Origin of the sequence: Winogradskyella ludwigii (genome assembly GCF_013403985.1) — a bacterium.
GTDB lineage: Bacteria > Bacteroidota > Bacteroidia > Flavobacteriales > Flavobacteriaceae > Winogradskyella > Winogradskyella ludwigii.
Genome location: NZ_JABFDF010000008.1, coordinates 52,961 through 79,378, shown reverse-complemented (window position 1 = coordinate 79,378; position 26,418 = coordinate 52,961). Strand labels below are relative to the sequence as shown.

General features: G+C 32.1%; 31 protein-coding genes. 18 read left to right on the top strand and 13 right to left on the bottom strand.

Going from position 1 to position 26,418, the window contains the following annotated elements:
* Nucleotides 1-4 precede the first annotated feature (4 nt).
* The 13 genes from rpsE to eno all read left to right on the top strand — a co-directional run bounded on the left by rpsE (nucleotide 5) and on the right by eno (nucleotide 9,282).
* Nucleotides 5-529, top strand: coding sequence for a 30S ribosomal protein S5 (gene rpsE / locus HM981_RS16470; protein WP_092469515.1), 525 nt, complete (start codon nucleotides 5-7; stop codon nucleotides 527-529).
* Nucleotides 530-542: 13 nt separating this feature from the next.
* Nucleotides 543-722 (top strand): 50S ribosomal protein L30, encoded by a 180-nt coding sequence (gene rpmD, locus HM981_RS16465; RefSeq protein WP_179339904.1) that lies wholly within the window; start codon nucleotides 543-545, stop codon nucleotides 720-722.
* 14 nt (nucleotides 723-736) lie between these two features.
* A complete protein-coding gene (rplO, locus tag HM981_RS16460) occupies nucleotides 737-1,189 on the top strand; it encodes a 50S ribosomal protein L15 (RefSeq protein ID WP_179339903.1) in 453 nt (150 codons plus the stop codon).
* 9 nt (nucleotides 1,190-1,198) lie between these two features.
* Nucleotides 1,199-2,563, top strand: a complete 1,365-nt coding sequence (gene secY, locus HM981_RS16455; RefSeq protein ID WP_179339902.1) for a preprotein translocase subunit SecY — start codon at nucleotides 1,199-1,201, stop codon at nucleotides 2,561-2,563.
* Nucleotides 2,564-2,575: 12 nt separating this feature from the next.
* Complete coding sequence (gene infA, locus HM981_RS16450) at nucleotides 2,576-2,791, top strand: translation initiation factor IF-1 (RefSeq protein WP_007094967.1); 216 nt, start codon at nucleotides 2,576-2,578, stop codon at nucleotides 2,789-2,791.
* A gap of 4 nt (nucleotides 2,792-2,795) precedes the next feature.
* Complete coding sequence (gene ykgO / locus HM981_RS16445; protein ID WP_081988313.1) at nucleotides 2,796-2,912, top strand: type B 50S ribosomal protein L36; 117 nt, start codon at nucleotides 2,796-2,798, stop codon at nucleotides 2,910-2,912.
* Between the two features lie 2 nt (nucleotides 2,913-2,914).
* On the top strand, nucleotides 2,915-3,289 hold the full coding sequence (rpsM, locus tag HM981_RS16440) for a 30S ribosomal protein S13 (RefSeq protein WP_179339901.1): 375 nt from the start codon (nucleotides 2,915-2,917) through the stop codon (nucleotides 3,287-3,289).
* Between the two features lie 100 nt (nucleotides 3,290-3,389).
* The gene (rpsK, locus tag HM981_RS16435; RefSeq protein WP_114310892.1) at nucleotides 3,390-3,773 is read left to right on the top strand and encodes a 30S ribosomal protein S11; all 384 of its coding nucleotides are present in this window, start codon (nucleotides 3,390-3,392) and stop codon (nucleotides 3,771-3,773) included.
* Nucleotides 3,774-3,988: 215 nt separating this feature from the next.
* The gene (rpsD, locus tag HM981_RS16430; RefSeq protein WP_179339900.1) at nucleotides 3,989-4,594 is read left to right on the top strand and encodes a 30S ribosomal protein S4; all 606 of its coding nucleotides are present in this window, start codon (nucleotides 3,989-3,991) and stop codon (nucleotides 4,592-4,594) included.
* Nucleotides 4,595-4,688: 94 nt separating this feature from the next.
* Nucleotides 4,689-5,681 (top strand): DNA-directed RNA polymerase subunit alpha, encoded by a 993-nt coding sequence (locus HM981_RS16425; RefSeq protein ID WP_179339899.1) that lies wholly within the window; start codon nucleotides 4,689-4,691, stop codon nucleotides 5,679-5,681.
* A gap of 117 nt (nucleotides 5,682-5,798) precedes the next feature.
* Nucleotides 5,799-6,275, top strand: a complete 477-nt coding sequence (gene rplQ, locus HM981_RS16420; protein ID WP_179339898.1) for a 50S ribosomal protein L17 — start codon at nucleotides 5,799-5,801, stop codon at nucleotides 6,273-6,275.
* Nucleotides 6,276-6,697: 422 nt separating this feature from the next.
* Complete coding sequence (gene carA, locus HM981_RS16415) at nucleotides 6,698-7,801, top strand: glutamine-hydrolyzing carbamoyl-phosphate synthase small subunit (RefSeq protein WP_179339897.1); 1,104 nt, start codon at nucleotides 6,698-6,700, stop codon at nucleotides 7,799-7,801.
* A 185-nt stretch (nucleotides 7,802-7,986) separates the two neighbouring features.
* Nucleotides 7,987-9,282: a phosphopyruvate hydratase gene (eno, locus tag HM981_RS16410; RefSeq protein WP_179339896.1), complete on the top strand. Its 1,296-nt coding sequence runs from the start codon at nucleotides 7,987-7,989 to the stop codon at nucleotides 9,280-9,282.
* Between the two features lie 61 nt (nucleotides 9,283-9,343).
* On the opposite strand, the gene HM981_RS16405 is transcribed toward eno, so the two are convergent.
* On the bottom strand, nucleotides 9,344-10,102 hold the full coding sequence (locus HM981_RS16405; protein WP_179339895.1) for a DUF481 domain-containing protein: 759 nt from the start codon (nucleotides 10,100-10,102) through the stop codon (nucleotides 9,344-9,346).
* A 175-nt stretch (nucleotides 10,103-10,277) separates the two neighbouring features.
* Here HM981_RS16405 and HM981_RS16400 point away from each other — a divergent pair, with 175 nt between their 5' ends.
* Together HM981_RS16400 and HM981_RS16395 are read left to right on the top strand one after the other, a co-directional pair.
* Nucleotides 10,278-11,564: a citrate synthase gene (locus HM981_RS16400; protein WP_179339894.1), complete on the top strand. Its 1,287-nt coding sequence runs from the start codon at nucleotides 10,278-10,280 to the stop codon at nucleotides 11,562-11,564.
* A 64-nt stretch (nucleotides 11,565-11,628) separates the two neighbouring features.
* Entirely contained in the window at nucleotides 11,629-12,540 is a 912-nt protein-coding gene (locus HM981_RS16395; RefSeq protein ID WP_246286338.1) for a dimethylarginine dimethylaminohydrolase family protein, read from the top strand.
* Here HM981_RS16395 and HM981_RS16390 read toward each other — a convergent pair whose 3' ends face one another.
* From HM981_RS16390 to rsfS, 6 genes are all read right to left on the bottom strand, one after another.
* Nucleotides 12,541-12,807, bottom strand: coding sequence for an acyl-CoA-binding protein (locus HM981_RS16390; protein WP_179339892.1), 267 nt, complete (start codon nucleotides 12,805-12,807; stop codon nucleotides 12,541-12,543). It lies immediately after the preceding gene.
* Nucleotides 12,804-13,457 carry a phosphatidylserine decarboxylase family protein gene (locus HM981_RS16385; RefSeq protein WP_179339891.1) on the bottom strand — a complete coding sequence of 218 codons (654 nt, stop codon included), beginning with the start codon at nucleotides 13,455-13,457 and terminating at the stop codon, nucleotides 12,804-12,806. The genes HM981_RS16390 and HM981_RS16385 overlap by 4 nt, the downstream gene beginning before the upstream one ends.
* Nucleotides 13,447-14,268, bottom strand: coding sequence for a phosphatidate cytidylyltransferase (locus HM981_RS16380; RefSeq protein WP_179339890.1), 822 nt, complete (start codon nucleotides 14,266-14,268; stop codon nucleotides 13,447-13,449). The genes HM981_RS16385 and HM981_RS16380 overlap by 11 nt, the downstream gene beginning before the upstream one ends.
* Nucleotides 14,268-14,876 carry an LUD domain-containing protein gene (locus HM981_RS16375; RefSeq protein ID WP_179339889.1) on the bottom strand — a complete coding sequence of 203 codons (609 nt, stop codon included), beginning with the start codon at nucleotides 14,874-14,876 and terminating at the stop codon, nucleotides 14,268-14,270. Before HM981_RS16375 ends, HM981_RS16380 begins: the two co-directional genes overlap by 1 nt.
* 109 nt (nucleotides 14,877-14,985) lie before the next feature.
* Entirely contained in the window at nucleotides 14,986-16,974 is a 1,989-nt protein-coding gene (gene ftsH, locus HM981_RS16370; RefSeq protein ID WP_179339888.1) for an ATP-dependent zinc metalloprotease FtsH, read from the bottom strand.
* Between the two features lie 16 nt (nucleotides 16,975-16,990).
* Nucleotides 16,991-17,362 carry a ribosome silencing factor gene (gene rsfS / locus HM981_RS16365; RefSeq protein ID WP_179339887.1) on the bottom strand — a complete coding sequence of 124 codons (372 nt, stop codon included), beginning with the start codon at nucleotides 17,360-17,362 and terminating at the stop codon, nucleotides 16,991-16,993.
* A gap of 94 nt (nucleotides 17,363-17,456) precedes the next feature.
* Between rsfS and HM981_RS16360 the strand changes: the two genes are divergently transcribed.
* The gene (locus tag HM981_RS16360; RefSeq protein WP_179339886.1) at nucleotides 17,457-18,188 is read left to right on the top strand and encodes a biotin--[acetyl-CoA-carboxylase] ligase; all 732 of its coding nucleotides are present in this window, start codon (nucleotides 17,457-17,459) and stop codon (nucleotides 18,186-18,188) included.
* Nucleotides 18,189-18,216: 28 nt separating this feature from the next.
* Here HM981_RS16360 and HM981_RS16355 read toward each other — a convergent pair whose 3' ends face one another.
* A complete protein-coding gene (locus HM981_RS16355; RefSeq protein ID WP_179339885.1) occupies nucleotides 18,217-18,612 on the bottom strand; it encodes an SRPBCC family protein in 396 nt (131 codons plus the stop codon).
* A gap of 140 nt (nucleotides 18,613-18,752) precedes the next feature.
* On the bottom strand, nucleotides 18,753-19,397 hold the full coding sequence (pyrE, locus tag HM981_RS16350) for an orotate phosphoribosyltransferase (protein WP_179339884.1): 645 nt from the start codon (nucleotides 19,395-19,397) through the stop codon (nucleotides 18,753-18,755).
* A 277-nt stretch (nucleotides 19,398-19,674) separates the two neighbouring features.
* Between pyrE and HM981_RS16345 the strand changes: the two genes are divergently transcribed.
* Nucleotides 19,675-20,256, top strand: coding sequence for an NUDIX hydrolase (locus HM981_RS16345; RefSeq protein WP_179339883.1), 582 nt, complete (start codon nucleotides 19,675-19,677; stop codon nucleotides 20,254-20,256).
* 136 nt (nucleotides 20,257-20,392) lie between these two features.
* On the opposite strand, the gene HM981_RS16340 is transcribed toward HM981_RS16345, so the two are convergent.
* The 3 genes from HM981_RS16340 to HM981_RS16330 are packed head-to-tail and all read right to left on the bottom strand — an operon-like array spanning nucleotide 20,393 to nucleotide 23,760.
* Nucleotides 20,393-21,088 (bottom strand): N-formylglutamate amidohydrolase, encoded by a 696-nt coding sequence (locus HM981_RS16340; protein WP_179339882.1) that lies wholly within the window; start codon nucleotides 21,086-21,088, stop codon nucleotides 20,393-20,395.
* Nucleotides 21,085-22,311: a glutamate-cysteine ligase family protein gene (locus HM981_RS16335; protein WP_179339881.1), complete on the bottom strand. Its 1,227-nt coding sequence runs from the start codon at nucleotides 22,309-22,311 to the stop codon at nucleotides 21,085-21,087. Before HM981_RS16335 ends, HM981_RS16340 begins: the two co-directional genes overlap by 4 nt.
* A gap of 3 nt (nucleotides 22,312-22,314) precedes the next feature.
* A complete protein-coding gene (locus tag HM981_RS16330; RefSeq protein ID WP_179339880.1) occupies nucleotides 22,315-23,760 on the bottom strand; it encodes a RimK family protein in 1,446 nt (481 codons plus the stop codon).
* 465 nt (nucleotides 23,761-24,225) lie between these two features.
* Here HM981_RS16330 and HM981_RS16325 point away from each other — a divergent pair, with 465 nt between their 5' ends.
* Nucleotides 24,226-24,624 carry a CBS domain-containing protein gene (locus HM981_RS16325; RefSeq protein ID WP_179339879.1) on the top strand — a complete coding sequence of 133 codons (399 nt, stop codon included), beginning with the start codon at nucleotides 24,226-24,228 and terminating at the stop codon, nucleotides 24,622-24,624.
* 23 nt (nucleotides 24,625-24,647) lie between these two features.
* Here HM981_RS16325 and HM981_RS16320 read toward each other — a convergent pair whose 3' ends face one another.
* Nucleotides 24,648-26,405, bottom strand: coding sequence for a M14 family metallopeptidase (locus HM981_RS16320; RefSeq protein WP_179339878.1), 1,758 nt, complete (start codon nucleotides 26,403-26,405; stop codon nucleotides 24,648-24,650).
* Nucleotides 26,406-26,418: the final 13 nt, after the last annotated feature.

Below are 26,418 nucleotides of genomic sequence, written 5' to 3'. Positions count from 1 at the left end.
CAATATGTATCAAAAATATAAAAACGCAGAGCTTGTTAAACCAAGCGGATTAGAATTAAAGGATCGCTTAGTAGGTGTGCAGCGTGTAACTAAAGTAACAAAAGGTGGTAGAGCATTTGGTTTTTCTGCGATTGTTGTTGTTGGTGATGAAACAAATGTTGTAGGACAAGGTTTAGGTAAATCTAAAGATGTTGCTACTGCAATTGCTAAAGCGATTGAAGATGCTAAGAAGAATTTAGTAAGAATTCCAATTCTTAAAGGAACTATACCACACGAACAAAAAGGTAAGTATGGTGGAGCAAGAGTTAACATTATCCCAGCAGCACCTGGTACAGGAGTTATTGCTGGTGGTGCTGTAAGAGTTGTTCTTGAAGCAGTTGGTATACATGATGTATTATCTAAGTCTCAAGGTTCTTCTAACCCTCATAATGTAGTTAAGGCAACTTTTGATGCTTTATTACAATTAAGAGATGCTAAGTCTGTAGCTAAAGAGCGTGGAATTTCACTTGAAAAAGTATTTAACGGATAATCGATAGGATAAGATGGCAAAGATTAAAGTAAAGAAAGTAAAAAGTGCAATCAATCGTACTAAGAGACAAAAGTTAACATTGTTAGCTTTAGGTTTAAAAAAGATTGGACAAGTTGTAGAGCACGACGCCACACCGAACATCCTTGGTATGGTTAAGAAAGTTGAACATTTAGTTTCTATTGAAGAAGCTTAAAAATATAACTTAAAATGAATTTAAGTAATTTAAAACCTGCAGAAGGTTCAGTAAAAAACCAAGGTAAGCGTATTGGACGTGGTCAAGGTTCTGGTAAAGGTGGTACGGCAACTCGTGGTCATAAAGGTGCAAAGTCGCGTTCAGGTTATTCTAAGAAATTAGGATTTGAAGGTGGTCAAATGCCATTACAAAGACGTGTTCCTAAATTTGGTTTCACTAACATTAACAGAGTAGAATATCAAGGTGTAAACTTAGATACGTTACAGAAGTTGGTAGACGAAAAAGTAATTAAAGATAGTGTTGATTTTGAAACGCTTTTATCTTTAGGTTTAGCTGGTAAGAATGAACTAGTGAAAATCTTAGGTAGAGGAGAGTTAAAAACTAAATTAACAGTAACTGCTCATAAATTTACTGCTACGGCAAAAGCTGCTATTGAAGCTGCTGGTGGTGAAGCTGTAACTTTATAAGATTATAGGATGAAAATAATAGAAACATTAAAAAACGTTTGGAAAATCACTGAACTTAAGGATAGAATTGTTCTAACCTTAGGTTTATTGTTAGTGTATCGTTTTGGTGCTCAGGTTGTATTACCTGGTATTAATATAGATTCACTAGGTGGTTTACAAGCTGGTATGGATGGTGGTATATTAGGATTGTTAAACGCTTTTACAGGTGGAGCTTTTGCTAATGCATCAGTTTTTGCTTTAGGTATTATGCCTTACATTTCTGCTTCCATTGTGGTTCAATTAATGGGTATAGCTATTCCTTACTTACAGAAACTTCAGAAAGAAGGTGCTAGTGGTCAGAAAAAGATTACTCAAATTACACGTTGGTTAACTATTGGTATTTGTTTAGTACAAGCACCAGGTTATTTAGCAAGTATTCCAGCATTGTCTGGAGCATCATCAATGGGTTCTATGTTGGTTCCTGGTTTTAGTGAAAATATTTTCTACTTCTCTTCAGTAATAATTTTAGTAACTGGTTGTGTATTCGCAATGTGGTTAGGTGAAAAGATTACAGATAAGGGAATTGGTAATGGTATTTCATTATTAATTATGGTTGGTATCATTGCAACATTACCACAATCATTTGTACAAAATATGTACTCTCGATTAGAAGGTGGAAATGGTGGTTTCATGATGATATTAATTGAACTTGTTATATGGTTCTTAATTATTTTGGGTGCTATTTTCTTAGTAATGGCAGTTAGAAAGATAGCTGTACAATACGCAAGAAGAACGGCTTCTGGTGGTTATGAAAAGAATGTATTTGGTTCACGTCAGTTTTTACCTTTAAAGTTAAATGCTTCAGGTGTAATGCCAATTATCTTTGCACAAGCAATTATGTTTGTTCCAAGTTTAATAGGTGGTTCAGCTTGGTTAAAAGATACAAGTACGGGATTATGGATGCAATCTAATTTCCAAGATATGTTTGGATTTTGGTACAACTTGATTTTTGCTTTATTAATAATAATATTTACATATTTTTATACAGCAATTACAGTACCAACTAATAAAATGGCAGATGATCTTAAACGTAGTGGTGGTTTTATTCCAGGTATTCGTCCAGGATCGGAAACGTCAGAGTATTTAGATAAGATAATGTCTCAAATCACTTTACCGGGTTCTATTTTCTTAGCGTTAATTGCTATATTTCCAGCATTTATTGTTAAGTTAATGAGTGTACAACAAGGTTGGGCATTATTCTTTGGTGGTACTTCACTTTTAATTATGGTCGGTGTTGCTATTGATACAATGCAACAGATTAATTCTTATTTATTGAATAAGCATTATGACGGTTTAATGAAAACTGGAAAGAACAGAAAAGCGGTTTCGCAATAATAAGATATTACTATGGCAAAACAAGCAGCAATAGAACAAGACGGAACAATTATAGAAGCATTATCCAATGCTATGTTTCGTGTTGAATTAGAAAATGGTCATATAGTGACTGCACATATCTCTGGTAAAATGCGTATGCATTACATTAAGTTGTTACCAGGAGATAAGGTGAAATTAGAAATGAGTCCTTACGATTTAACTAAGGCTCGCATAACTTATAGATACTAATACGATGAAAGTTAGAGCGTCAGTAAAGAAAAGAAGCGTAGACTGTAAACTAGTGCGCAGAAAAGGTAGACTTTACGTCATTAACAAAAAGAATCCTAGATTCAAACAAAGACAAGGGTAATTATGGCAAGAATTGCAGGTGTAGACATACCAAAACAGAAAAGAGGAGTAATCTCTTTAACTTATATCTACGGAGTAGGTAGAAGTAGATCAAAAGAAATTTTAGCAGCAGCTAAAGTTGACGAAAGTACAAAAGTACAAGATTGGACTGATGACGAAATTGGAGCAATCCGTGAAGCTGTTGGAACTTTCAAAATCGAAGGTGAATTACGTTCGGAAACTCAAATGAACATTAAGCGATTAATGGATATTGGATGTTACAGAGGTATTCGTCATAGAGTAGGTCTTCCTTTAAGAGGACAACGTACTAAGAACAACTCTCGTACCAGAAAAGGTAGACGTAAAACGGTTGCTAACAAAAAGAAAGTAACTAAATAATAAATAGTCTTTAGTCTTTAGACGTTGGAAAGAATCTGTTTGAAATTTAACGGTTTAGGATTCTAGCGACTATAAACTAATACTAAAAGCTAAAAATATAATGGCAAAGGCAAGTACAAAAAAACGTAAAGTTATAGTTGATGCAATTGGTGAAGCTCATATCACTGCTTCATTTAACAACATCATTATTTCTTTGACAAACAAAAAAGGTGACGTTATTTCTTGGTCATCAGCAGGAAAAATGGGTTTTAGAGGTTCGAAAAAGAACACACCATACGCTGCTCAATTAGCTGCAGAAGATGCTGCAGCAGTAGCTAAAGAAGCTGGTTTAAAGAAAGTAAAGGCATACGTAAAAGGTCCTGGTAACGGTAGAGAATCTGCTATCAGATCTATTCACAATGCAGGTATTGAAGTATCAGAAATTATTGATGTAACTCCATTACCACATAACGGTTGTCGTCCTCCAAAAAGACGTAGAGTTTAATCTAATTTTAATATTAGATTTCTAACTATATTTAGTTAGAAAAACTTACTCAAATTTTAAATAAACTAATATCTCGCATTTATGTGTTGGTATTAGTTTATTTTGTATAAATTTGCAAACTGAAAATTATTAACAAGTATCAACAAGAGAACAACGATTTTGAAGGATAAGATTAAGACCTTAATTCACAAATCACTCTTAAAAAACAAATTAAAATGGCAAGATATACTGGTCCTAAAACTAAAATAGCTCGTAAATTCGGACAAGCTATATTCGGAGACGATAAGGCTTTCGAAAAAAGAAATTACCCACCTGGGCAACATGGTAACACACGTCGTCGTGGTAAAAAATCTGAATACTCTGTTCAATTAATGGAGAAGCAAAAAGCTAAATATACTTACGGTATTTTAGAAAAGCAATTTAGAAACATGTTCAAAAGAGCAACTTCTGCGAAGGGAATTACAGGTGAGGTTTTACTTCAACTTTGTGAGTCTCGTTTAGATAACGTTGTCTTTAGAATGGGTATTAGCCCAACACGTAGTGGAGCTAGACAATTAGTATCACACAGACATATTACTGTAAACGGTGAAAAGGTAAATATTCCTTCATACCAATTAAAAGCAGGAGATGTTGTTGGAGTTAGAGAAAAATCAAAATCATTAGAAGCTATTCAAAATTCATTAGCTAATTCAAGCAATGTTTACGAATGGATTACTTGGAATCCAGGTTCTAAGGAAGGTACTTATGTTGCTGTTCCTGCAAGAATTCAAATTCCAGAACAAATCAACGAGCAATTGATCGTTGAACTTTACTCTAAATAATAATTAATCATATTGTAATTTGGCCAAAGGATTTATTAGTCTTCTTCATACTTCTAAATCGCGCAACTGAACAACAATTAAAACGAAGAATAATATGGCAATATTAAATTTTCAAAAACCGGATAAAGTAATCATGATTGATTCTACTGATTTCGAAGGTAAATTTGAATTCAGACCTTTAGAACCAGGATACGGATTAACAGTAGGAAATGCTTTAAGAAGAGTTTTATTATCTTCTTTAGAAGGTTTTGCTATTACATCGGTTAGAATTGAAGGTGTAGACCATGAGTTTTCTACAATTTCAGGTGTTGTTGAAGATGTTACTGAAATGATTTTGAACTTAAAGCAAGTTAACTTTAAGCGTCAAATCGAAGAAGTTGATAACGAAACTGTTACAATTTCGATTTCAGGACAAAATCAAATAACAGCAGGAGATTTTCAGAAATTTATTTCTGGATTTCAAGTGTTAAATACAGATTTAGTTATCTGTAATTTAGATCCTAAAGTTAACATCAATATGGAGTTAACTATTGAAAAAGGAAGAGGTTATGTTCCTGCTGAAGAAAATAAAAAAGCTTCTGCAGCAATTGGTACAATCTTTACAGATTCAATTTTTACACCAATAAAGAATGTTAAGTATGCAATCGAAAACTTCCGTGTTGAACAAAAGACGGATTATGAAAAATTAGTTTTCGAAATTAGAACTGATGGGTCAATTAACCCAAAAGATGCTTTAACTGAAGCCGCTAAAATATTAATTCACCACTTCATGTTATTCTCTGATGAGCGTATCACTTTAGAAGCTGATGAAATTGCACAGACTGAAACTTATGATGAAGAATCACTTCACATGAGACAGCTATTGAAAACTAAATTAGTTGATATGGATCTTTCTGTACGTGCTCTTAATTGTTTAAAAGCAGCAGAAGTAGATACTTTAGGAGACTTAGTATCATTCAATAAAAATGATTTAATGAAATTCAGAAACTTCGGTAAGAAGTCTTTAACTGAACTAGAAGAACTAGTTAATGTTAAAGGTTTAAACTTCGGAATGGATTTAAGCAAATATAAATTAGACAAAGACTAAATATAGTATGCCATTTCTATTTATATAGGAATGGCATTCATATTTAAAATTATTATTAATTAATCATATTTTGCTCCTCAAAGAAGAGTTTGGTAGCAAGATGATAAAACAAATGTCATGAGACACGGAAAAAAATTCAACCACTTAGGAAGACAAACTGCACACAGAAAGTCAATGTTAGCTAATATGGCTTGTTCATTAATTGAGCACAAGCGTATTAACACAACAGTTGCAAAAGCGAAAGCTTTAAAGCAATTTGTTGAGCCAATGATTACAAAATCAAAAACAGATACGACACACAACAGACGTATCGTTATGGCTAAACTAAGACAAAAAGACGTAGTTGCTGAATTGTTTAGAGATGTAGCACCAAAGATTGGTGATCGTCCAGGAGGTTATACACGTATCATCAAATTAGGAAACAGACTTGGTGATAACGCTGATATGGCAATGATAGAATTAGTTGATTACAACGAAATCTACAATGCTGATAAAGCACCTAAGAAAACAACTCGTAGAAGTAGAAGAGGTGGTAGCAAAGCTGTTGAAGCACCTGTTACAGAATCTAAATCTTCAAACGAAGAAGAAGAATAGAGAATATGCTAAGGAAAGTTCAAGAAGATTTTAAATTCGTTGTGAATAAAAAATTTACACTAGCTTTCGTATTATACAAATCTCGATTATCGAGTGTTAATAAGCATTAATAAATAAAAAGGATAGACTGTTTCAGTTTATCCTTTTTTTTTGGATTTTTGTAAAATATAGAAAGATAGTTTGGGCGTTACCCAATTAGTTTTTATGAAAACTAATAGCGTCAGGCTTTCCTCTATATCTCTAACTAAACAGTTAGAGGATGCCGTTTCAATCCTTAACGCGGAATTAGCATATGAGCTTTGAGGTAGGTATATATAAAATTGAAAGTGATTGTAACACTGAATTGATTTCATGTGTTTTATTATTAGAATTTATAAGTTACAGACAACACAACATTAAATAAATTAACAACGCACGCACCAATGAAATACAAACAAAGAAAAAAAGCACTCATTCTACTAGCAGACGGAACAATTTTTCATGGTAAGTCTATAGGAAAAGAAGGTTCTGCTTTTGGCGAAGTATGTTTTAATACAGGTACCACTGGTTATCAAGAAATATTTACCGACCCTTCTTATTATGGTCAGTTAATGGTGACTACCAATGCACATATTGGTAATTATGGAATTAAAAATGACGAGTCGGAATCTGATGATGTAAAAATTGCGGGTTTAATTTGTAAAAATTTTAGTTTTAATTATTCTAGACCTGCAGCAGATTCATCTTTAGAAGCATTTTTTGAGAAGAATAATACGTTAGCTATAGCTGATGTGGATACCAGAGCATTGGTTAGTTACATTAGAGATAATGGAGCTATGAATGCGGTTATAACAACAGAGGTTGATAATATTGAAGACATTAAGAAACAATTAGCGGAAATTCCTTCTATGGTAGGTTTAGAATTAGCTTCAAAAGTTTCCACTAAAGAACCTTATTTTGTTGGAGATGAAAATGCAACTTATAAAATTGCCGTTTTAGATATTGGTATAAAAAAGAACATACTTAGAAACCTAGTTAAACGTGATGCTTACGTTAAAGTATTTCCGTACAATTCTAAGTTTGAAGAATTAGAAGCCTTTAATCCCGATGGATATTTCTTATCTAATGGACCTGGTGATCCCGAACCTTTAGTGGATGCTATTAACTTGGCAAAAGAAATTATTGCGAATAATAAACCTTTATTCGGAATTTGTTTAGGACATCAAGTTATTGCATTAGCTAATGGAATTTCAACATATAAGATGCACAATGGACATAGAGGAATTAATCATCCTGTAAAAAACCTATTGATAGGTAAGGGGGAGATCACATCTCAAAATCATGGTTTTGCAATTGATAGGGAATCTACTGAAGCTAATTCTAATGTAGAAATCACACATATACATTTAAATGACAATACAGTTGCAGGTATAAAGCTGAAAGATAAAAACTGTTTCTCAGTACAGTACCATCCTGAAGCAAGTCCTGGTCCAAATGATTCATTATATCTATTTGACCAGTTCATAGAGAATATTAAACATAATTAATAGAGAAAACGCAATGAAACACCCTTTTTATTGCGTTTTTTTAGTTACGAAAACATTATAGTAAATAGTAATCATAAATATGGTTTTTGTTCTGTTTTAAGCTGTAGATTTTCGTAAATTTGGGTAACCTATAAGATGTTAATCATCGATCTAGGTTTAATTTTGTTAACTAAAATATATATATAATGAGCATTATAATCAATGTACACGCAAGACAAATTTTTGATTCTAGAGGAAATCCTACAGTAGAAGTAGACGTTACTACTGAAAATGGTGTTATAGGAAGAGCTGCTGTACCATCTGGTGCATCTACTGGCGAGCATGAAGCTGTTGAATTAAGAGATGGTGGAGATACTTACATGGGTAAAGGAGTTTTAAAAGCAGTTGAAAATGTAAATATCACTATTGCTCAAGAATTATTAGGTGTTTCTGTTTTCGAACAAAATGCTATTGATCAATTGATGATAGATTTAGATGGCACTCCAAATAAATCACAATTAGGTGCTAATGCTATTTTAGGTGTATCGCTTGCAGTTGCTAAAGCAGCAGCAAACGAATTAGGTATGCCATTATACAGATATGTTGGTGGTGTTTCTGCAAACACATTACCATTACCAATGATGAACATTATTAATGGTGGTTCTCATAGTGATGCTCCAATTGCATTTCAAGAATTTATGATTATGCCTGTAAAAGCTAAAAACTTTACACAAGCAATGCAAATGGGAACTGAAATTTTCCATAACCTTAAAAAAGTATTACATGATAGAAATTTAAGTACTGCAGTTGGTGATGAAGGTGGATTTGCTCCAAACTTACCAGGTGGAACTGAAGACGCTTTAGATACAATTAAGAAAGCAGTTGAGAAAGCTGGATACAAATTCGGTGAAGATATTATGATTGCTTTGGATTGTGCTGCGGCAGAATTTTTTGTAGATGGAAAATACGATTACAAAAAATTTGAAGGTGATTCTGGTGTTATTAGAACGAGTAAGGAGCAGGCTGAATACTTAACTGAATTAGCAGGTAAATATCCTATTATTTCTATTGAAGATGGAATGGATGAAAACGATTGGGAAGGTTTCAAATATTTAACTGAATTAATTGGAGATAAAGTACAATTAGTTGGTGATGATTTATTTGTAACCAATGTAGAGCGTTTAGAGAGAGGTATTAAAGAAGGTATTGCTAATTCTATTTTAATTAAAGTAAACCAGATTGGTACTTTAACTGAAACTATAGCAGCTGTAAACATGGCACATAATGCTGGTTATACATCTGTAATGTCTCATAGATCTGGTGAAACAGAAGATAATACTATTGCAGATTTAGCAGTAGCATTAAACTGTGGACAGATTAAAACAGGTTCTGCATCTCGTAGCGATCGTATGGCAAAATACAACCAGTTATTACGTATTGAAGAAGAATTAGCAGGTGTTGCTTATTTCCCAGGAGAGAATGCTTTTAAAATTAAAGCTTAATTTTTAACTTACTTTATAATTAAAACCATCTAAATATTTTTAGATGGTTTTTTTTATGTTCTTAATCGAAGGTGTAAACCAAACCATTTGTTAATTCATATTGTGTATTTGGAATGTTTATAATTGGGCTGGCATCAAAATTATAAGTAAAAGTGGTTTTGAATAAAAGGTTTTTTAAAACTTTGAATCCAATAGAAGTTTCATTCGAAATTCTAAAATCAGAGAATTGTTTCAATAAAGGTTGATAATACGTAGTACTCACTAAAGATAAGTTCTCTAAAGGATAAATACTACAAGAGAGATAAGTACTTCCTCTAAAATCTCTTAAAATAGCTATAGAATTATCTGAAGATTCTTCGTATTCAAACATTAAAAGTGTTCCCAAATAAAATCTGTAATCCTTGCTCTTAGACAATTTAAATCGAGGTCCTGCACCTAATAACCCTCTAAATTTTATATCTGAAATAGCATCGTATTGACTTTGTGTAAAAACTTCAAGCTTTAAACGTTCAGTGAGTTTTCTATTGTATCTAAAATGCTGAATCCCTTTATTTACAAAAGAATTGTCTTCAATCTGTTCTAGTTTTAAATCGTTTATAAAAAGATAGAGATTTTTGTCTGTATTATATTGAAGCCTAATTTTATTCGTAATCTTAAATATCGATTTTGTGTTTTTTATAAGACCAATATCTAAATTGGTAGCACCAGACCATTTTGAAGTATCAGAAACGCGTCGTAAGGATTCTACATTTACGATTTGCGCCAAAGAAAAATTGAAATTAAAAATTATTAAAATTAATATTAAGTGAAATAGTTTCATACATTTTTTGAATAAATACAAAAATACTAGGATTCTTAAGCTTTCAAATTGAAATAAACATCAATCTTATTGAATTGATAGAAATTGTTAAAACCATTATAAATGTGCTTTCGAAATCGTTTGATATTTCGTAAATTTACAATCCTTATAATTTATTAAAACTCGATAAGAAAATATGTCAGATAAAGCTACATTAGAAATTAATGGTGAGAAATACGATTTCCCTGTAATTATTGGTACAGAAAACGAAGTTGCCATTGATGTAAAAAGTTTAAGAAGTGCAACAGGTGGTGTTATTACTTTAGATCCTGGTTTTAAAAATACAGGAAGTTGTGAAAGTGCTATTACATTTCTAGATGGTGAAAAAGGCATTTTAAGATATAGAGGTTACGCTATTGAAGAGCTTGCAGAAAAAGCTGATTTTTTAGAGGTTGTTTACTTATTAATATTCGGTGAGTTACCAAATAAGCAAGAATTAGATAAGTTTCACTGCGATATAAAGTCTCATTCTGTTGTAGATGATGATTTAAAAAAGATATTAGATGCTTTTCCAAAGTCTGCACATCCAATGGGTGTTTTGTCTTCATTAACAAGTGCGCTTACAGCATTTTATCCTAGTTCAGTAGATGTTGCTTCAGAAGAGGCAATGTATAATTCTATTGTAACAATTTTAGGTAAATTTCCTGTTATAGTAGCTTGGACAATGCGTAAAAAGCAAGGTTTACCATTAGAATATGGTGATGATAAGTTAGGTTATGTGGAGAATATCTTAAAGATGATGTTTAAAAGTCCAAATAGTGACTACGAACAAAATCCTATTCTTGTAAATGCTTTAGATAAACTTTTAATCTTACATGCAGATCATGAACAAAATTGTTCTACATCAACGGTGAGAATTACAGGTTCGTCACATGCTGGATTATTTGTTTCTTTAGCTTCAGGAATATCTGCACTTTGGGGACCATTACATGGTGGTGCTAACCAAGCTGTTTTAGAAATGCTAGAAGCTATCAAAGAAGATGGTGGTGATACTAAAAAATACATGGCAAAAGCTAAAGATAAGAACGATCCGTTCCGTCTTATGGGCTTTGGTCATAGAGTTTATAAAAACTTTGATCCTAGAGCACTTATTATTAAGAAAGCGGCAGATGAAGTATTAGCAGATTTAGGTATTGAAGACCCTATTTTAGATATCGCAAAAGGTTTAGCAGAAGAAGCATTAGCAGATCCGTATTTTGTAGACAGAAAATTATATCCTAACGTAGATTTCTATTCAGGTATTATATACAGAGCTATGGGTATTCCTGTAGAAATGTTTACCGTGATGTTTGCATTAGGTCGTTTACCAGGTTGGATAGCGCAATGGAAAGAAATGAGAAGAAATCAAGAACCTATTGGTCGTCCAAGACAATTATACATAGGTGAAACTTACAGACCATTTACGTCTATCGATAAGCGATAATTAAATATTATATTTTTATAAAAGCTTCATACATATTATGAAGCTTTTTTTATTTTTCAACGTTATGAAATTAAATATACAGAACGAAACATCCCGTTTAAGAGCCGTTATTCTTGGAACCGCAGAAAGTGTTGGTCCTATTCCTGCAATAGAAGATGCTTACGATCCAAAGTCTATTCAGCATATAAAGGCAGGAACTTATCCTAAAGAGGATAATATGATAAAGGAAATGGATGCTGTAGCAGCTGTGTTTAAAAAGTATGATGTTACGGTTTATAGGCCGAAAATTATCAAGGATTATAATCAAATTTTTTCACGAGATATAGCGTTTGTTATTGAAAATAAATTAATAGAAGCAAACATATTACCAGATCGAGAGCGTGAGTATGAAGCTATTGATCATGTCCTTGAAGAAATAGGTGATGAGAATATTATTGTGCTTCCAGAGGAATGCCATGTAGAAGGTGGTGATGTAATGCCTTGGAATGATTATATATTTATTGGAACCTATTCCGGAGACGATTATTCAGATTATATTACAGCTCGAACAAATATGGATGCCGTTATTGCAATCCAAGAACTTTTTCCGGATAAAACAGTGAAATCATTCGAATTACGAAAATCGAATACAGATCCTAAAGAGAATGCGTTGCATTTAGATTGTTGTTTTCAACCTATTGGAAAGGATAAAGCGATTCTTCATAAAAATGGGTTTTTAGTTGAGAAAGAATATCAATGGTTATTAAACTTCTTTGGTAAAGAGAATGTCTTTGAAATTACTAAAGAAGAAATGTATAGTATGAATAGTAATATTTTCTCAATTTCTGAAGATGTTATTATTTCAGAAAGAAATTTTACCAGATTAAATGCGTGGTTAAGAGAAAATGGGTTTATAGTAGAAGAAGTACCTTATTCAGAGATCGCAAAACAAGAAGGATTGTTAAGGTGTTCTACAATGCCTTTAATAAGAGATTAGTTATTTACGGTATAAAAAATAATTGGTAACAAGAGCTATATATTCTTGTTTCGCTTCGTCTTTTGTACTGTCTTTTATTTGAAATAAAGCATTTGCCTTAAAAGCATTAATTATGGGCTTACGACTACTAGGAAGATCGTAATTATCTGTTGCTTTCTTAAAATACGCGTATAAGCGCAATAAAAAATCGGCAGGAAATGGCTCAGTATGGTCGTTTACACGATCTACTGCTTCTTTAAATTCTATGTCTAATTCTTTGGAAGTCATTTCATTTCTGCAATGACACTCTCGCCACCACGAACTTTTTGATTGAGTTCTACTTTAATATCTGCATCTAAAGGTAAGAATAAATCTACTCGCGACCCAAATTTTATAAATCCAGAATCAGCACCTTGTTCTGCTTTTGTGTTAACAGTTGCATAATTAACAATACGTTTCGCTAAAGCTCCGGCTATTTGTCTGTATAATACTTTTCCAAAATGAGGGTTTTCTACAACTACAGTTGTACGCTCATTTTCCTCACTTGCTTTTGGATGCCATGCGACTAGAAACTTACCAGGATGATATTTGCTAAATGTTACATTACCAGCAATTGGGTAACGCGTTACATGTACATTAATAGGCGACATAAATACAGAAACCTGAATACGTTTGTCTTTAAAAACTTCATTTTCTTCTACTTCCTCAATAACCACTACTTTACCGTCAACAGGAGATAAAGCTTGTTTATCATTTGGATGCGTATTACGTTTAGGGTTTCTAAAAAATTGTAGAATAAGAATAAAGAATGCTAATACGCAAATCATAAGACCTTTGCGTAGCCATTCATTTGTAATAAAACCATCAATTAAAAAAAATGAACCTACGACTATAACTAGTGTAATGAATATAATTTTGTGACCTTCTTTATGAAACATAAGTTGTAATTCTTAAAAATAAATATATGAATGGTGAGGCAAATATAATACTATCTAGTCGGTCTAACAGTCCTCCATGTCCAGGCATTATAACACCGCTATCTTTTACTTTGGCTTGACGCTTAAATTTAGATTCTATTAAATCTCCAATAGTACCAAAAACACTAACAATAATGGCTAAAACTAACCAAGGTGTAAATCCTAGAGTTTCTGTATATGTGGCAATAAAATAACTAGATAAACATGCAAATAACAATCCACCAAGGAAACCTTCTACAGTCTTTTTAGGAGAAATACTTGGAAACAGCTTTTGTTTACCAAAGTTTTTTCCAACTAAATATGCAGCGCTGTCATTAACCCAAATGAGTATAAATCCACCTAATAATAAAAGCGGAGTAAACTCATTATCATAATTAGAAATCAGTAACATAAATACAAAAGCACTAGACAAATAAAACGTGGTTGCTATATAACGCTTAGTTGAAAATAGTGGAATTCGTTTTGATGTAAATAAATCTTTAATTAATAATAAATTTACAAATATGGTAATAACAAGTAGAATTTGAATGGCTTCATCGCTGATGACATGTGATGAATGATAGATACTGATATACCAAAATCCTCCAAATAAAATAAGAAAAATAAGATACTGAACTATTGATTTTAACTTAATAAGTCGGCTAAGTTCTGTTAAACAGATAATACCAAAAACACTTATTAAAATAACTGTAGCTGCTTGGTTATAGAGCGATCCTATGAGAAGTATTACATATATAGCACCAGAAATGGCTCTTATTGCTAATTCTTTCATTATAGGTCTTCTAGTAAAAGTAGGTATAGGTTTTTAGAACTACTTCCGTAAGTTAGAAAGTCTTTGTCGTCTGCAGTTTTAAAATGCTTAATGGTAGTAATATTAGTTGGTATTTTTATTTTACTTTTTGCTTTAATACCTTTTAAGCCTTCTCCAATAGTTTCTACAAACTGACTTGTTGTTGCATAAATTATAAAATTATCCGGTAATTCGATTAATTTTTTTTCTGCAATTTGATTTGAAGAGATTAAGAGAGAACCATCATCAGAGATTAAATACTCACAAGTAGATAAAAAGTAAGCACTTTCTGAAAGTTTTTTTGTGCTATTTAAGTTGAAATCTTTAAATAACTCAGATAATCGTTGATCGATAAGAAAAACGTCTTCATCATGCCAATTATTTTCATCTAATATGGCGTTGAAGCTTTGCTTTACTTCGTCAATATTTTCACAATATAAAAACTTACCACCATTGGCTTTAAAGTTAATGGTAAAGCGTTCATCTACAGGTAGCTTTACTTCTGGCATATATTTGCCACGCTCATGATTTGGTATGTGTTCTTCTGTCTTTTCAGACTTTTTTCCGAAGAATTTACGAAATAAGCTCATTCAATAATTGCTATTAATCCTAATATTGGTGTGATTTCCAAATATAAAAAAACTTAAATTAACATGTCGTTAATTTAAGTTTTTTATATGATAGTTCGTACAGGAGGTTTTAGTTCTCCTCTGTTTTGATATCTCCTTTAACTTCTGTCTTCACATCAGTTATAGTCTCTTCAATAACATGAGCTTTTTCAAACGCACGTTTACCAAATATCTTCTCAAGATTATCTTTGAATATAACTTCTTTATCTAATAAGACTTCTGCTAATTCAGTAAGTTTATCTTTATTCTGTTCTAACAAAGCGATAGCACGTTGATACTGCTTTTCAATAATATCAGAAATCTCCTTATCAATTAACTCTGCTGTTTTTTCACTGTACGGTTTTGTAAAACCATATTCAGATTGTCCAGAAGAATCATAATACGTTAAATTACCTACTTTATCACTAAGACCATAAACAGTAACCATGGCTCTTGCTTGCTTTGTAACTTTTTCTAAATCACTTAAAGCACCTGTAGATATCTTATCGAAAATTACTTTCTCTGCAGCTCTACCACCTAATGCAGCACACATTTCATCTAGCATTTGTTCTGGGTGTACAATTAAGCGTTCTTCTGGTAAATACCATGCAGCACCTAAAGAACGTCCTCTTGGTACAATAGTTACTTTAACCAATGGAGCAGCATGCTCTAACATCCAACTCACGGTAGCGTGACCTGCTTCATGGAAAGCAACAGCTCTCTTTTCTGCTGGAGTAATAATTTTGTTTTTCTTTTCTAAACCACCAATAATTCTATCAACAGCATCTAAGAAATCTTGTTTGTTAACAGATTTCTTTCCTTTTCTAGCAGCAATTAAAGCAGCTTCATTACAAACGTTGGCAATATCTGCACCAGAAAAACCTGGAGTTTGTTTTGCTAAGAAATCAATATCTAAAGTTTCTTCTTTTTTAAGTGGACGTAAATGCACCTCAAAAATTTCTTGACGTTCTCTAACATCTGGAAGGTCTACATAAATCTGACGGTCAAAACGACCTGCTCTCATTAATGCACTATCTAATACATCAGCTCTGTTTGTTGCTGCTAACACAATAACGTTTGTGTTAGTACCAAATCCATCCATTTCTGTTAAGAGTTGGTTTAATGTGTTTTCACGTTCATCATTAGAACCAGACATGTTATTTTTTCCTCTTGCTCTACCAATAGCATCAATCTCATCAATAAATATAATTGAAGGAGATTTTTCTTTAGCTTGCTTAAATAAATCTCTAACACGAGACGCACCTACACCAACAAACATTTCTACGAAGTCTGAACCAGATAATGAGAAGAAAGGAACTTTAGCTTCACCTGCAACAGCTTTAGCTAATAATGTTTTACCTGTTCCTGGAGGTCCTACAAGTAAAGCTCCTTTAGGTATTTTACCACCTAAGGCAGTATATTTTTCTGGGAATTTTAAGAAGTCTACAATTTCTTGTACTTCTTCTTTAGCTCCTTCTAAACCTGCAACATCTTTAAAAGACGTTTTTGTATCAATTTTTTCATCAAAGAGTTTTGCTTTAGATTTTCCGATATTGAAAATCTGTCCACCAGCTCCTCCGCCTCCGCCTCCCGACATTCGACGCATGATAAAAATCCAAACACCAATAATTAATACAAATGGTAATAATGTTAAAAGGAAATCTCCCCAAACATTATGTTCCGTTTCATATATCAATTCTGTGTTTAGGTTATTGTCTTTAATAACTTGATTAACTTCTTTTTCGAAATTCTGAAGATCTCCAAATTCAAACTTGTAGTTTGGTGAAGGAGTCGTAGTAGGAAATATTGATTTAGAAGTGGTTTTTTTGTGTGGTGCTTGTTCTTTAGCTTCTGCAGTTAAAAATACACGCGCTTCTCTTTTATTTACAATTTCTACTTTTTCTACTTGCCCTTGATTTAAATAATCTAAGAATTGTGCAGGAGTTGTTTGTGAACCTGTAGATTCACCAAATCCTCCAGAAAAAATTTGAATTGATATAAATACAACTATAATAATTCCGTAGATCCAATAAGGATTTAATTTCGGTTTTTTGTTTAAGTTTTTATTGTCTTTAGCCATTCGTAGCGTTTCTTATTTAGTAACTCGTTTCTATTTTGGTGATTTTTGCATCTCCCCAAAGACTTTCAATGTCGTAATATTCTCTAATGTGTTTTTGAAACACATGCACAACAACATTAACGTAGTCCATTAAGATCCATTCAGCATTTTCCGTACCTTCAATATGCCAAGGCTTATCTTTAAGTGTTTTGCTAACTATTTTTTGGACAGAACCGACGATTGCGTTTACTTGTGTATTTGAAGACCCTTCACAGACAATAAAATAGTCACAAACTGTGTTCTCTATTTCTCTTAAATCTAAAATTGTAATCTTATTTCCTTTAACCTCTTCTATGCCACTTATTATATTTGTAATAAGTTGGTCTGTAGGGATTTTATCTTTCGTCATTAAATTGTATTAATTTTGTGCAAAGTTATTATTTTTTTAGTTCTTGTGAGTGCATAATGTCATAAGAAAACCATAAAATAAAAATGCTAATTCTATGTACATAATCAAACTTAGTGCCATTGACTCCACAAATACGTTTCTAAAAGAGCTTGTGGCCGTTACATTACCTGAAGATTATACTGTGGTTGTAACAGAATCACAGACTAAAGGTCGAGGGCAAATGGGATCGGTTTGGGAAGCAGAACAAGGTAAGAACCTTACAGTTAGTGTGTTTAAAAAGTTAAATAATTTTAATATTATTGAGCAATTCTATATTAGCATGGCTGTTTCTTTGGCTATTGTTAAGGCTTTAACTGTTTTTAAAATACCACAATTACGTATCAAATGGCCTAACGACATTTTGTCAGCAGACACAAAATTGTGTGGTATTTTAATTGAAAATGTCATAAAGAGCAACCTTCTCCAAGGTTCAATAATTGGATTTGGACTGAATGTAAATCAGAAAAATTTCGACAATTTACCACAAGCCTCTTCAATGAGACTATTAACAGGTGTTGTTTATAATAAGGACGATGTTCTGTCTGAAGTTCTAAAACAATTAAAATTTTATTTTGAATTATTAGAATCCAAGCAGTTTTCAGAAATAAAACAAGCTTACGAAAGTCTTCTTTTTAGAAAAGATAAGCCATCAACTTTTACATCAACATTGAGTGGTCGTTTTTCTGGAATTATACAAGGTGTTACCGAAAACGGGTTATTACAAGTATGGACAGAAGATGAAATTATTAAAACTTACGATCTTAAAGAAATTAAGCTTTTATATTAAAACGCCCAGTAGTAGTTGGTTTTGGTCTCTATACTTCCGTTTTCATATTTGTAACAAGAGTTTCAATAAATTTACCAATTGGTCCTTTTATCATCATGCCCATCATAGCATTAAATTCTCCTTCAAAATTTAATTGAACGTCACTTTTATTAGCATCAATTTCTGTGATAGTTGCAATTAAAGCAAAGTCTAATTTTCCGCCAGCTGCACCTAATACAATTTTACTATGTGGTATGGCTTCTTTTTTCTTCAATATAATTTCGGGCATTCCTTTTAATGCGAATAGAAATTTATCATTTTCTAAAACTTCAAATTTGCTAATGTTTTCAGGCATTAAGCTTTCAAAATTTTTAACATCAGATAGAAAGTTGAAAGTGGATTCTGCTGATTTATCTAGAGTAACTTTTGGTGATTCTAATTTCATGTTTTTTATATTAAGATGTTTTTACTGAAACGAGTTCAGCATAAATAGTTTGTTCGTTAAGATATTTTACGTTGTTTAAGTTTAATAAAAAATGATAAACTAAACCCATTTGCATCTTAAAGAATCTACTTTGTTATCTATCAATTAGCGTTCCATTTACTAGGATTGGCATTCCATTGTCCTAAAATGTCTTGTTGATCTTTAGTTATGTAGTAAGTATCTAGGGCTTGCTCTAATAAATTTTCGTAATTACTAAGGGTGTGTAACTCTACATTAGCGTCTTTAAAATTATTAGAAGCAATTTCAAATCCATAAGAGAAAATGGCAACCATACCTTTTACGTTAACTTGTGCGTCGTTTAAAGCACGTACAGCATTAAGGCTGCTCATTCCTGTGCTAATTAAATCTTCTACAACAACAACGGTTTGTCCTTTTTCTATATAACCTTCAATCTGATTTTGACGACCATGCTTTTTTGCTTCTGGACGTACATAAACAAAAGGTAGATTTAAATAATCTGCAACAAGAGCACCAATACCAATGGCTCCTGTAGCTACTCCTGCAATTACATCAGGTTTACCATAAAGCTCTTCTATGTTTCTAGCAATAGTTTCTCTAATGTAATTTCTAATAAGAGGAAAGGATAATACAATGCGGTTGTCGCAGTATATAGGCGATTTCCATCCTGAAGCCCATGTAAATGGATCGGTCGGTTGTAGTTTTATAGCGTTAATTTGTAATAAAACTTCCGCTGTTTTTTTGGCAGTATCTTTGTTAAGAATCATGATACAAAAATAATGAATTTTAAAGGTTAGAAAATTTTAATCTAAAATAATTTTCATTTCAAATTTTAAACTAAAATAATCAGATTTTTTGTTTTTACAGTTGCCTTTTCTCCTTTCTTGAAGTTGAAATATAAATTCATAACTCGGGCTAGGCTTTAATACTTTGCCTCAACAAAGAAAAAGATGGTCTTTAAATTTTCAAAAATCTAAGAACTTTGAGTATATATCAGAAAAAAGAATAAATTTACACTTGTAATGTTGAAACATATCAAAAATTATGTACACAATTTATGTAGGCGACAAACCTATTATTCTAACTACTGAAAATCATAAAGAAACGGATTTTAAATCCTATCTTTTAAAATCTGTAAATATTGGTAAGGTTATTAAAACCTTGAATAATACAGATTTGAAAGCTGTACATCTCGTCTATAAAAAGGAAGATAAGTTACTAAAAAAGTTTTTAAAGCTTTTGCCTAATGTGGTTGCAGGAGGTGGAAAAGTATATAATGCTAACAATGAAATCCTTTTTATTTACAGAAATGATAAATGGGATTTGCCAAAAGGTAAAACTGAACGTAAAGAAACTATTGAAGAAACTGCGATTAGAGAAGTAGAGGAGGAGACAGGGGTTGAAGGCTTAAAGATTGTAAAACCTTTACCAACGACCTATCATATTTTTAAACGTAATGGTAAGCATAAAATAAAGATTACGTATTGGTTTGAAATGAAAACGGATTTTAAAGGTGAATTGTTTCCTCAAGAAAAAGAAGGCATTACAAAAGTAGAATGGTTAGACGCAGAAGCATCTCAAAAAGCTTTAGAGAATAGTTATGCTAATATTCGAATTTTGGTTTAAGTGTATTTACCTGTTTTAGAAATCTCTTTTTTTGACTTGTATTCTTTTTGATATATATAATAAATTCTATTATAGACCTGGTTTGTTTTTCTCAAGATTAAACAAATTAACCTTTTATTACTACAAAATTAAGCTCTTAAAAATCGTGTTGAAATAATTTTAAGATATTTAAGGTCTTGAAGATGCTCTGTTTTATTCTTAAATTCATGTGGTTTTCTGAAGCAAATTTCTGATTTACTTCCATCTCAATTCCTAAATAGTGTGTTGGAAATTGTGTTCTTAAATATGTAGTGAATCCATCAGCTTTTCCTAGATAGGGATAATTAAATCTGACGTTAAGCGTGGAATCTTGGTTTTGAAGTTCACCTTTAAATTCTTTGCAAAACAATTGTTCTGTTTTTTTTGTTGAATCAAACAATAATCCAATATCACAGTTTCTAGTTTTATCATTAAGTTTTGGAGTAAAACTATGTATAGATAAATGAAGCACAGCATTATTAGTTTCAATATAATCTCTAATTTTATTTTCAACAGTAGTTCGGTATGGTAAATAGTAACTATTGATAATGTTGTCTTTCTCTATGTTAGACAAATTTGTCGTGAATTCTGAAAACAGTTGTTTATGATGTAATGAACGATTCAGTTCTACTAACATTCGAGACGTTGCACTGTAATAGGATGCATCAGATAATGGCTCTAAAGTTTCAAATAAATCTAAAGCTCCCAAATCTAAAGCACGATGCGTTTGTAAATTCGCTTTATTTTTAAAGTGTTTTTTATATGCATCAGGAATGTCATTTCCTCCGTGTTCGCAAGTTAAAACGAGTTTCATAGTAGAAACAGTTGGTTAGTTTTTAAACAGTTTTGGACTTGTCTGTAAACTGAAATAATATGATCTTCAGAGGTGTCGCTACCAATAGCTCTTAATAGTCGCGTAGCTAAAGTGCCTTCTTCTAAAATCAATTCAATAGCGTTATGATGCGATTGGTGTAACTTTGGTTTAACCATTTTATACAAATGTTTCCATACTTCATTAACGGTTGAAGATTTCTTTAAACCAAATAAATTTAAATACTCTTTATTTTCAATTTTAGAATCTTCCGCATGTTTTATAGCGTCATTTAAAATAGGAAACAAGTCTTCTTTTGTCCATTTTTTTTGAGCTTTTAACGTGCAGAAATCTTTATTAACCAAAGCTTTTAAAACTTCAATAATTAAAGCGCAAATGGCAATATCCGCTTGTGGACATTCTTGAATATCTAATAATCGGATTTCGATAGCACTACGATCAAAACGTGCAATAGCACCACGAGAATTTAGAAAATGCTGATCTAAAATATTGTTTGTATCGTAAGGTTTAATAGCGCGTTTTATCGGATTGAAAATGGTTGCATAATAATCTATTTTTGAAAACGTACGTTCAGGAATAACCAAACCAGTTAACTCAGGAATTTCTTTTTGGTTAGTTTTATAAAACTCTAATCGTGTGTCTTTAAACCCTGTGATTTTTCCTTCTAAAATTGGAGAGCTCGCAGACAATCCTGGTAATAATGGTAAAATTATACGAATGGCAGCATGTAGTTTTTCAAATTCTTTATCGTCGTAAAACGGTAAATTAATGTGTGTACTTTGTACGTTGCTCCAGCCGTGACCTTTGCAATTAAAAATGGTATTGTAAAGTGCATAGACTTCACTATAACTATGTTTCCAGAGTTGGGTGTCTGTATCTGAATTCATTAATGGATGTGATGCAGAGCCTAAAAGTTGTAGGTTTAGAGGTTGCAAGAGTGCGTCGATTTCTAGAATATTCTTGTGGAATTTCTCAGCCAAATCATCTGTGCTTTTTGTAGGACCATTGGTTTTTAATTCGATGACATGAGCAACCAATTCGTTGCTCCAAGCAATGTCTCCATTTTCTATATCTGCTTTTAATTCTCCAGCTTTTCTGGTGAGCAGTTCATCTACTTGTGGTGCTACTTTAAAGTTGTCATTTTTAACGAGCATATATTCCAATTCAATACCGTAAACTTCGAATAAATGATATTTTTTAGCCATGTCTTAGTCTAATCGATTTTTTAAAGCTGAAAGAATCTCGGTGTAAACTAAATCTCCATAATGTGCATCTTCAACACCAAAATCAATATTTGGGTTGTCGTTAATTTCAATGACCATTAATTTGCCGTCTACCACTTTAATATCAACGCCATATAGACCTAATCCCATCAGTTTGGCTGATTTTAAAGCGATATCAATCACGTTTTTCGGAACGTCTTCAATAGCTAAACAATCTGCATCACCATCTTGTTCGTTTTTGTCAGTTGCTTTCCAATTGTAAATCTGCCAGTGGCCTTTTGCCATATAATATTTGCAAGCGTAAAAAGGTTTATTATCTATGATCCCAATGCGCCAATCGTAATCTGATGGGCAGAATTCTTGTGCAATAATTAAATCAGATTCTTTTAACATTTCAGTAACCAAAACATCATATTCTTCTTGAGTTTTGGCTTTTTTTACACCAAAAGAAAAGGTAGAATCTGGCGCTTTTAAAACACAAGGCAAACCTGTTTGTTCTAAAACAGAATTTCGGTTATTGTTATGAACAATTACGGTTTTTGGTGTGCTAATGTTGGCATTGTTCATGGCTTCTGCCATATAAACTTTGTTGCAGCATTTTAAAATAGCATCAGGATAATCAATAATAGCAATTCCTTCTTGTTGTGCTTTTCTAGCAAAAGTGTAAGCTTCGTTATTTACTTCAGTGCTTTGTCTTAAAAATAGTGCATCAAAAGATGATAATCGTGATAGGTCTTTAGGCTCAATAATTTCTGCATAGATGTTCATTTTCTCGGCAATCTCTATAAACTTTTTTAAGGCTTTGGTATTGCTAGGAGGCGCAGGATCATTTGGGTTAACTAATATCGCTAAATCAAAATCGTAATTATTAACTTTTGCTGTGTCATATCGTTTTTTTGAAAAATATTGATTGGCAAATTCTTGAACACTAGATATGTGTTCTGCGGGAATTTCAGCTTCGGAAATCGCTTTAATACTTTGAATATTCCATTTAGTAGTGTGATTAAAATTGACTCGTAAAAATGGGACTTGAAAATGTTTGTAAAACAGACCACTTAAAGCTTTGTATTTCTGAGCAACGTTTTGCCCAAAATAGATGCTCAACGTAAATTGTTGCGACTTTATGTTTTTTAAACTCTGCTGCAGTACATCATCAAACTCATCGGAAACGATTCTAACGAGTTTTAAAGCTTTAAGATCTACAATGTTTTTTGTCGTTGGAATAGGTAAATGGCCTCTGGCTTCTGCCAAAAGCGACACATAATAGCCTTTAGATTGGTATGAGTAATCCTTACATAAATTAAAAATGCGTGCGTTTTTTAATAAGGAGTATTCAGGATTTGTAAGATAATCTTGAGAGGAAATTACGGTTATATTATCGATTGAAAAATTCCATTTTTCAGGTTGATTTACAACAATATATTTATTCATTTAGAGCGCGTTACGCTATTTATATTTTAAGTAAATGTATATTATTTATTGATTCGTTTAACGTTGGTTAATAAATTATTTTTTTTATTTTTTGAAATAGTTTGTTTAATGATTTCACTGATAAAAGATTCTTTCAATATTTCGATAAACTCGATATAAGTGCTTTTTATGAAGTGTTAAACGCAGTTATTAGAATGTTTTTTTGAATGTCTAGTTTTGATTAATTCTACGAATAGAGTCTTTCAAAATGAGCTATTACATGATTTTTATTTGACTCATATGTTAATTTAGTTGTATACAATCTTGTATACAATCTTGTATACAATCTTGTATGCCAATGAATGATTTTTATCATATAAAGTGAGGACCTAAATTTTTATTTTTACAGTAGAGTAAATGAAGAAGAGTATCTGATCTGGTTTATTGAACCCTTTATAATACTATTTTTAACTTAAAACACAATCTATGCGACTACAAGTAAAAGATTTTATGTCCACTCCGGTTACAACTGCAGTAGCAGAAAATAGCATTTTAGAAATTAGAGCACTCATGAAGGAAAAAGGTATTAATGCTATTCCAATTATTTCGTATTCAAAGGATGTTCCACATTATGAAATGACGATTAAAGGCATTATAACCTCCACTGATATTGGTAAAGATATTGATGATAATGCTACAGTAGAAGATGTAATGACCGCTTCTAATGTATATGTTGTTCATGTAGATTCAAGCGCTCAGGCGGCTGCAAAAATGATGTTAAAGCATAAAGTACATCATATAGTGGTGATGGATGAAGGTGAAATAAAAGGTATGATTAGCTCTTTAGATTTTGTTAAATTAGTTGCGGAATATTCATTGGAATAATAGTGGTTCTTATAATTTAGATTCTATTTCAAACGATAAACAGGATATTGCAAATGAGCTTTTTCGTAATGCTTACTCTGTTTATGCAACCAATCTAATTGAGCATACCAATTATTTGCAAAGTCATCATCATAACTGATTTTCACATTAAATTCCATTTGAAGTTTTTTGTTTCCTTTTAGAAGTTCTTCAGCCTTATCTTCCCAGACATAAGGAGAGAATCCTTCTTTTTGTTGTAAAATAGTATCGAAGAAATTCCAGTTAAAAAATGAATCTGGAGCCGTTGGTTCTAAAGTTTCCAATAAATAACGTATAGCTTTTTGATTGGTTGTTATAAGATAATCCCCTTTTCTAAAAGCTATTTTTTCATTTGATGAATTTACGTTAGTGTTATAATGTGCATAATGACCTTCGTAAGGCGATTTTCTCGTTTCGTAAGCTCCGATTTTATAGACTTCGACATTTATAATAGTATCGTTTTTAAATTGTGTATACTGCACATTATTCAATTTTAATAAATCAATAATATGGTGCCAACCTTGAGGTATTACATACGCTTTTGGAATGGTAACAGAATCTGTAGCTTTAAAATAATCGTTATAAGTAACGTCTTTTGTAAATGGCTTTGATCGGTCATATTTTAATCGTTTTGCTCCTGTAAGTTCGCTCGGAATCATTTCTCCTTTATAACCTTTAAATTTTCTTAATGATGACATGGTGGTATCTACTTCCCATGTGAAAGGGTAATTGTCACCAGCAATCCATAATTTAGCTTGTTCTTTTCTGAGTTGTGTGATTTTTTCGCCCTGTTCTTCAGTGATTTCAATCATGCTTTTCATTAATTCATAAGTGCCTTCTACACGTTGTTTGTATGGTTTTAGCATGTGTGTTTCTATCATCATTCCTAAGGTGTTAAACAAGGTTGTGTAACCTGTAGAATATCTTGGAGAATCTAAGAATTGTGTAAATCCAGAATCTGGTGTACGATTAAATACATTTACATAAGGCGTAATATCCCAAGATTTTGCTTGTAGTTTTTCCTCTAATTTTGGCATCATCTCGGTGTGAATGTAGTTGCCTAACTCACCACCTAGCTTATTATGTTGTGTAAATAAATGCGTTAAAGTATATTGGTAATCGGCTCCATTACTCACGTGATTATCTATAAAAACATCAGGCTGTAACAAATGAAAAATTTGAGTAAATGCCTTTGCATTTTTGGTATCTACTTTAATAAAATCGCGATTTAAATCGTAGTTTCTAGCATTACCTCTAAAGCCATAAGATAAAGGGCCGTTTTGGTTGGTTCTAGTTGTAGAATTTCGGTTTAAACTTCCTCCAATATTATATATAGGTATGGTTACGATAATTGTGTTTTGTGGTGCGTCTATTTTTCCTTGAGCAATATCTCGGTAAAGTAGCATTGTGGCATCAATACCATCTGATTCGCCTGGATGAATACCATTATTTATCAATAGAATTCGGTTGTTTTCTCTTAACGTTTCAAAATCATCGCCAGAACCTTTCATGTTTAAAGTGACAATATGAAGTGGTTTTCCTGAATCAGTTTCTCCAATCTCCTGAATTGAAATTTCAGGATAGCTGTCTGCCAAATCTTGATAATATGTTATGGTTTCTTGATAGGTTGCTGTTTCTAAACCTTCACTTTTTTCAAATACAGTAGTAAAGTCTAAAGTACTTATTTTATGGTCTGAATTGATTTCTTTAGGTTGGTCAGTACAAGAAGAGACTATCAATAAAAGTAAGAGGAGTTTTTTCATTATTACAAGTTTG

Excerpts from the sequence above, each read along its gene's own strand:
- HM981_RS16335 (WP_179339881.1), bottom strand. The coding sequence starts at position 22,311 with ATGGCTAAAAAATATCATTTATTCGAAGTTTACGGTATTGAATTGGAA.
- rpsM (WP_179339901.1), top strand. The coding sequence starts at position 2,915 with ATGGCAAGAATTGCAGGTGTAGACATACCAAAACAGAAAAGAGGAGTA.
- pyrE (WP_179339884.1), bottom strand. The coding sequence starts at position 19,397 with ATGATTCTTAACAAAGATACTGCCAAAAAAACAGCGGAAGTTTTATTA.
- HM981_RS16395 (WP_246286338.1), top strand. The coding sequence starts at position 11,629 with ATGAAATTAAATATACAGAACGAAACATCCCGTTTAAGAGCCGTTATT.
- ykgO (WP_081988313.1), top strand. The coding sequence starts at position 2,796 with ATGAAAGTTAGAGCGTCAGTAAAGAAAAGAAGCGTAGACTGTAAACTA.
- HM981_RS16355 (WP_179339885.1), bottom strand. The coding sequence starts at position 18,612 with ATGAAATTAGAATCACCAAAAGTTACTCTAGATAAATCAGCAGAATCC.
- HM981_RS16330 (WP_179339880.1), bottom strand. The coding sequence starts at position 23,760 with ATGAATAAATATATTGTTGTAAATCAACCTGAAAAATGGAATTTTTCA.
- rpsK (WP_114310892.1), top strand. The coding sequence starts at position 3,390 with ATGGCAAAGGCAAGTACAAAAAAACGTAAAGTTATAGTTGATGCAATT.
- HM981_RS16380 (WP_179339890.1), bottom strand. The coding sequence starts at position 14,268 with ATGAAAGAATTAGCAATAAGAGCCATTTCTGGTGCTATATATGTAATA.
- rplQ (WP_179339898.1), top strand. The coding sequence starts at position 5,799 with ATGAGACACGGAAAAAAATTCAACCACTTAGGAAGACAAACTGCACAC.
- HM981_RS16405 (WP_179339895.1), bottom strand. The coding sequence starts at position 10,102 with ATGAAACTATTTCACTTAATATTAATTTTAATAATTTTTAATTTCAAT.
- infA (WP_007094967.1), top strand. The coding sequence starts at position 2,576 with ATGGCAAAACAAGCAGCAATAGAACAAGACGGAACAATTATAGAAGCA.
- HM981_RS16340 (WP_179339882.1), bottom strand. The coding sequence starts at position 21,088 with ATGAAACTCGTTTTAACTTGCGAACACGGAGGAAATGACATTCCTGAT.
- HM981_RS16390 (WP_179339892.1), bottom strand. The coding sequence starts at position 12,807 with ATGACTTCCAAAGAATTAGACATAGAATTTAAAGAAGCAGTAGATCGT.
- HM981_RS16400 (WP_179339894.1), top strand. The coding sequence starts at position 10,278 with ATGTCAGATAAAGCTACATTAGAAATTAATGGTGAGAAATACGATTTC.
- HM981_RS16425 (WP_179339899.1), top strand. The coding sequence starts at position 4,689 with ATGGCAATATTAAATTTTCAAAAACCGGATAAAGTAATCATGATTGAT.
- HM981_RS16320 (WP_179339878.1), bottom strand. The coding sequence starts at position 26,405 with ATGAAAAAACTCCTCTTACTTTTATTGATAGTCTCTTCTTGTACTGAC.
- HM981_RS16385 (WP_179339891.1), bottom strand. The coding sequence starts at position 13,457 with ATGTTTCATAAAGAAGGTCACAAAATTATATTCATTACACTAGTTATA.
- ftsH (WP_179339888.1), bottom strand. The coding sequence starts at position 16,974 with ATGGCTAAAGACAATAAAAACTTAAACAAAAAACCGAAATTAAATCCT.
- HM981_RS16325 (WP_179339879.1), top strand. The coding sequence starts at position 24,226 with ATGCGACTACAAGTAAAAGATTTTATGTCCACTCCGGTTACAACTGCA.
- HM981_RS16345 (WP_179339883.1), top strand. The coding sequence starts at position 19,675 with ATGTACACAATTTATGTAGGCGACAAACCTATTATTCTAACTACTGAA.
- HM981_RS16360 (WP_179339886.1), top strand. The coding sequence starts at position 17,457 with ATGTACATAATCAAACTTAGTGCCATTGACTCCACAAATACGTTTCTA.
- rpsD (WP_179339900.1), top strand. The coding sequence starts at position 3,989 with ATGGCAAGATATACTGGTCCTAAAACTAAAATAGCTCGTAAATTCGGA.
- rpsE (WP_092469515.1), top strand. The coding sequence starts at position 5 with ATGTATCAAAAATATAAAAACGCAGAGCTTGTTAAACCAAGCGGATTA.
- carA (WP_179339897.1), top strand. The coding sequence starts at position 6,698 with ATGAAATACAAACAAAGAAAAAAAGCACTCATTCTACTAGCAGACGGA.
- secY (WP_179339902.1), top strand. The coding sequence starts at position 1,199 with ATGAAAATAATAGAAACATTAAAAAACGTTTGGAAAATCACTGAACTT.
- HM981_RS16375 (WP_179339889.1), bottom strand. The coding sequence starts at position 14,876 with ATGAGCTTATTTCGTAAATTCTTCGGAAAAAAGTCTGAAAAGACAGAA.
- rsfS (WP_179339887.1), bottom strand. The coding sequence starts at position 17,362 with ATGACGAAAGATAAAATCCCTACAGACCAACTTATTACAAATATAATA.
- rpmD (WP_179339904.1), top strand. The coding sequence starts at position 543 with ATGGCAAAGATTAAAGTAAAGAAAGTAAAAAGTGCAATCAATCGTACT.
- eno (WP_179339896.1), top strand. The coding sequence starts at position 7,987 with ATGAGCATTATAATCAATGTACACGCAAGACAAATTTTTGATTCTAGA.
- rplO (WP_179339903.1), top strand. The coding sequence starts at position 737 with ATGAATTTAAGTAATTTAAAACCTGCAGAAGGTTCAGTAAAAAACCAA.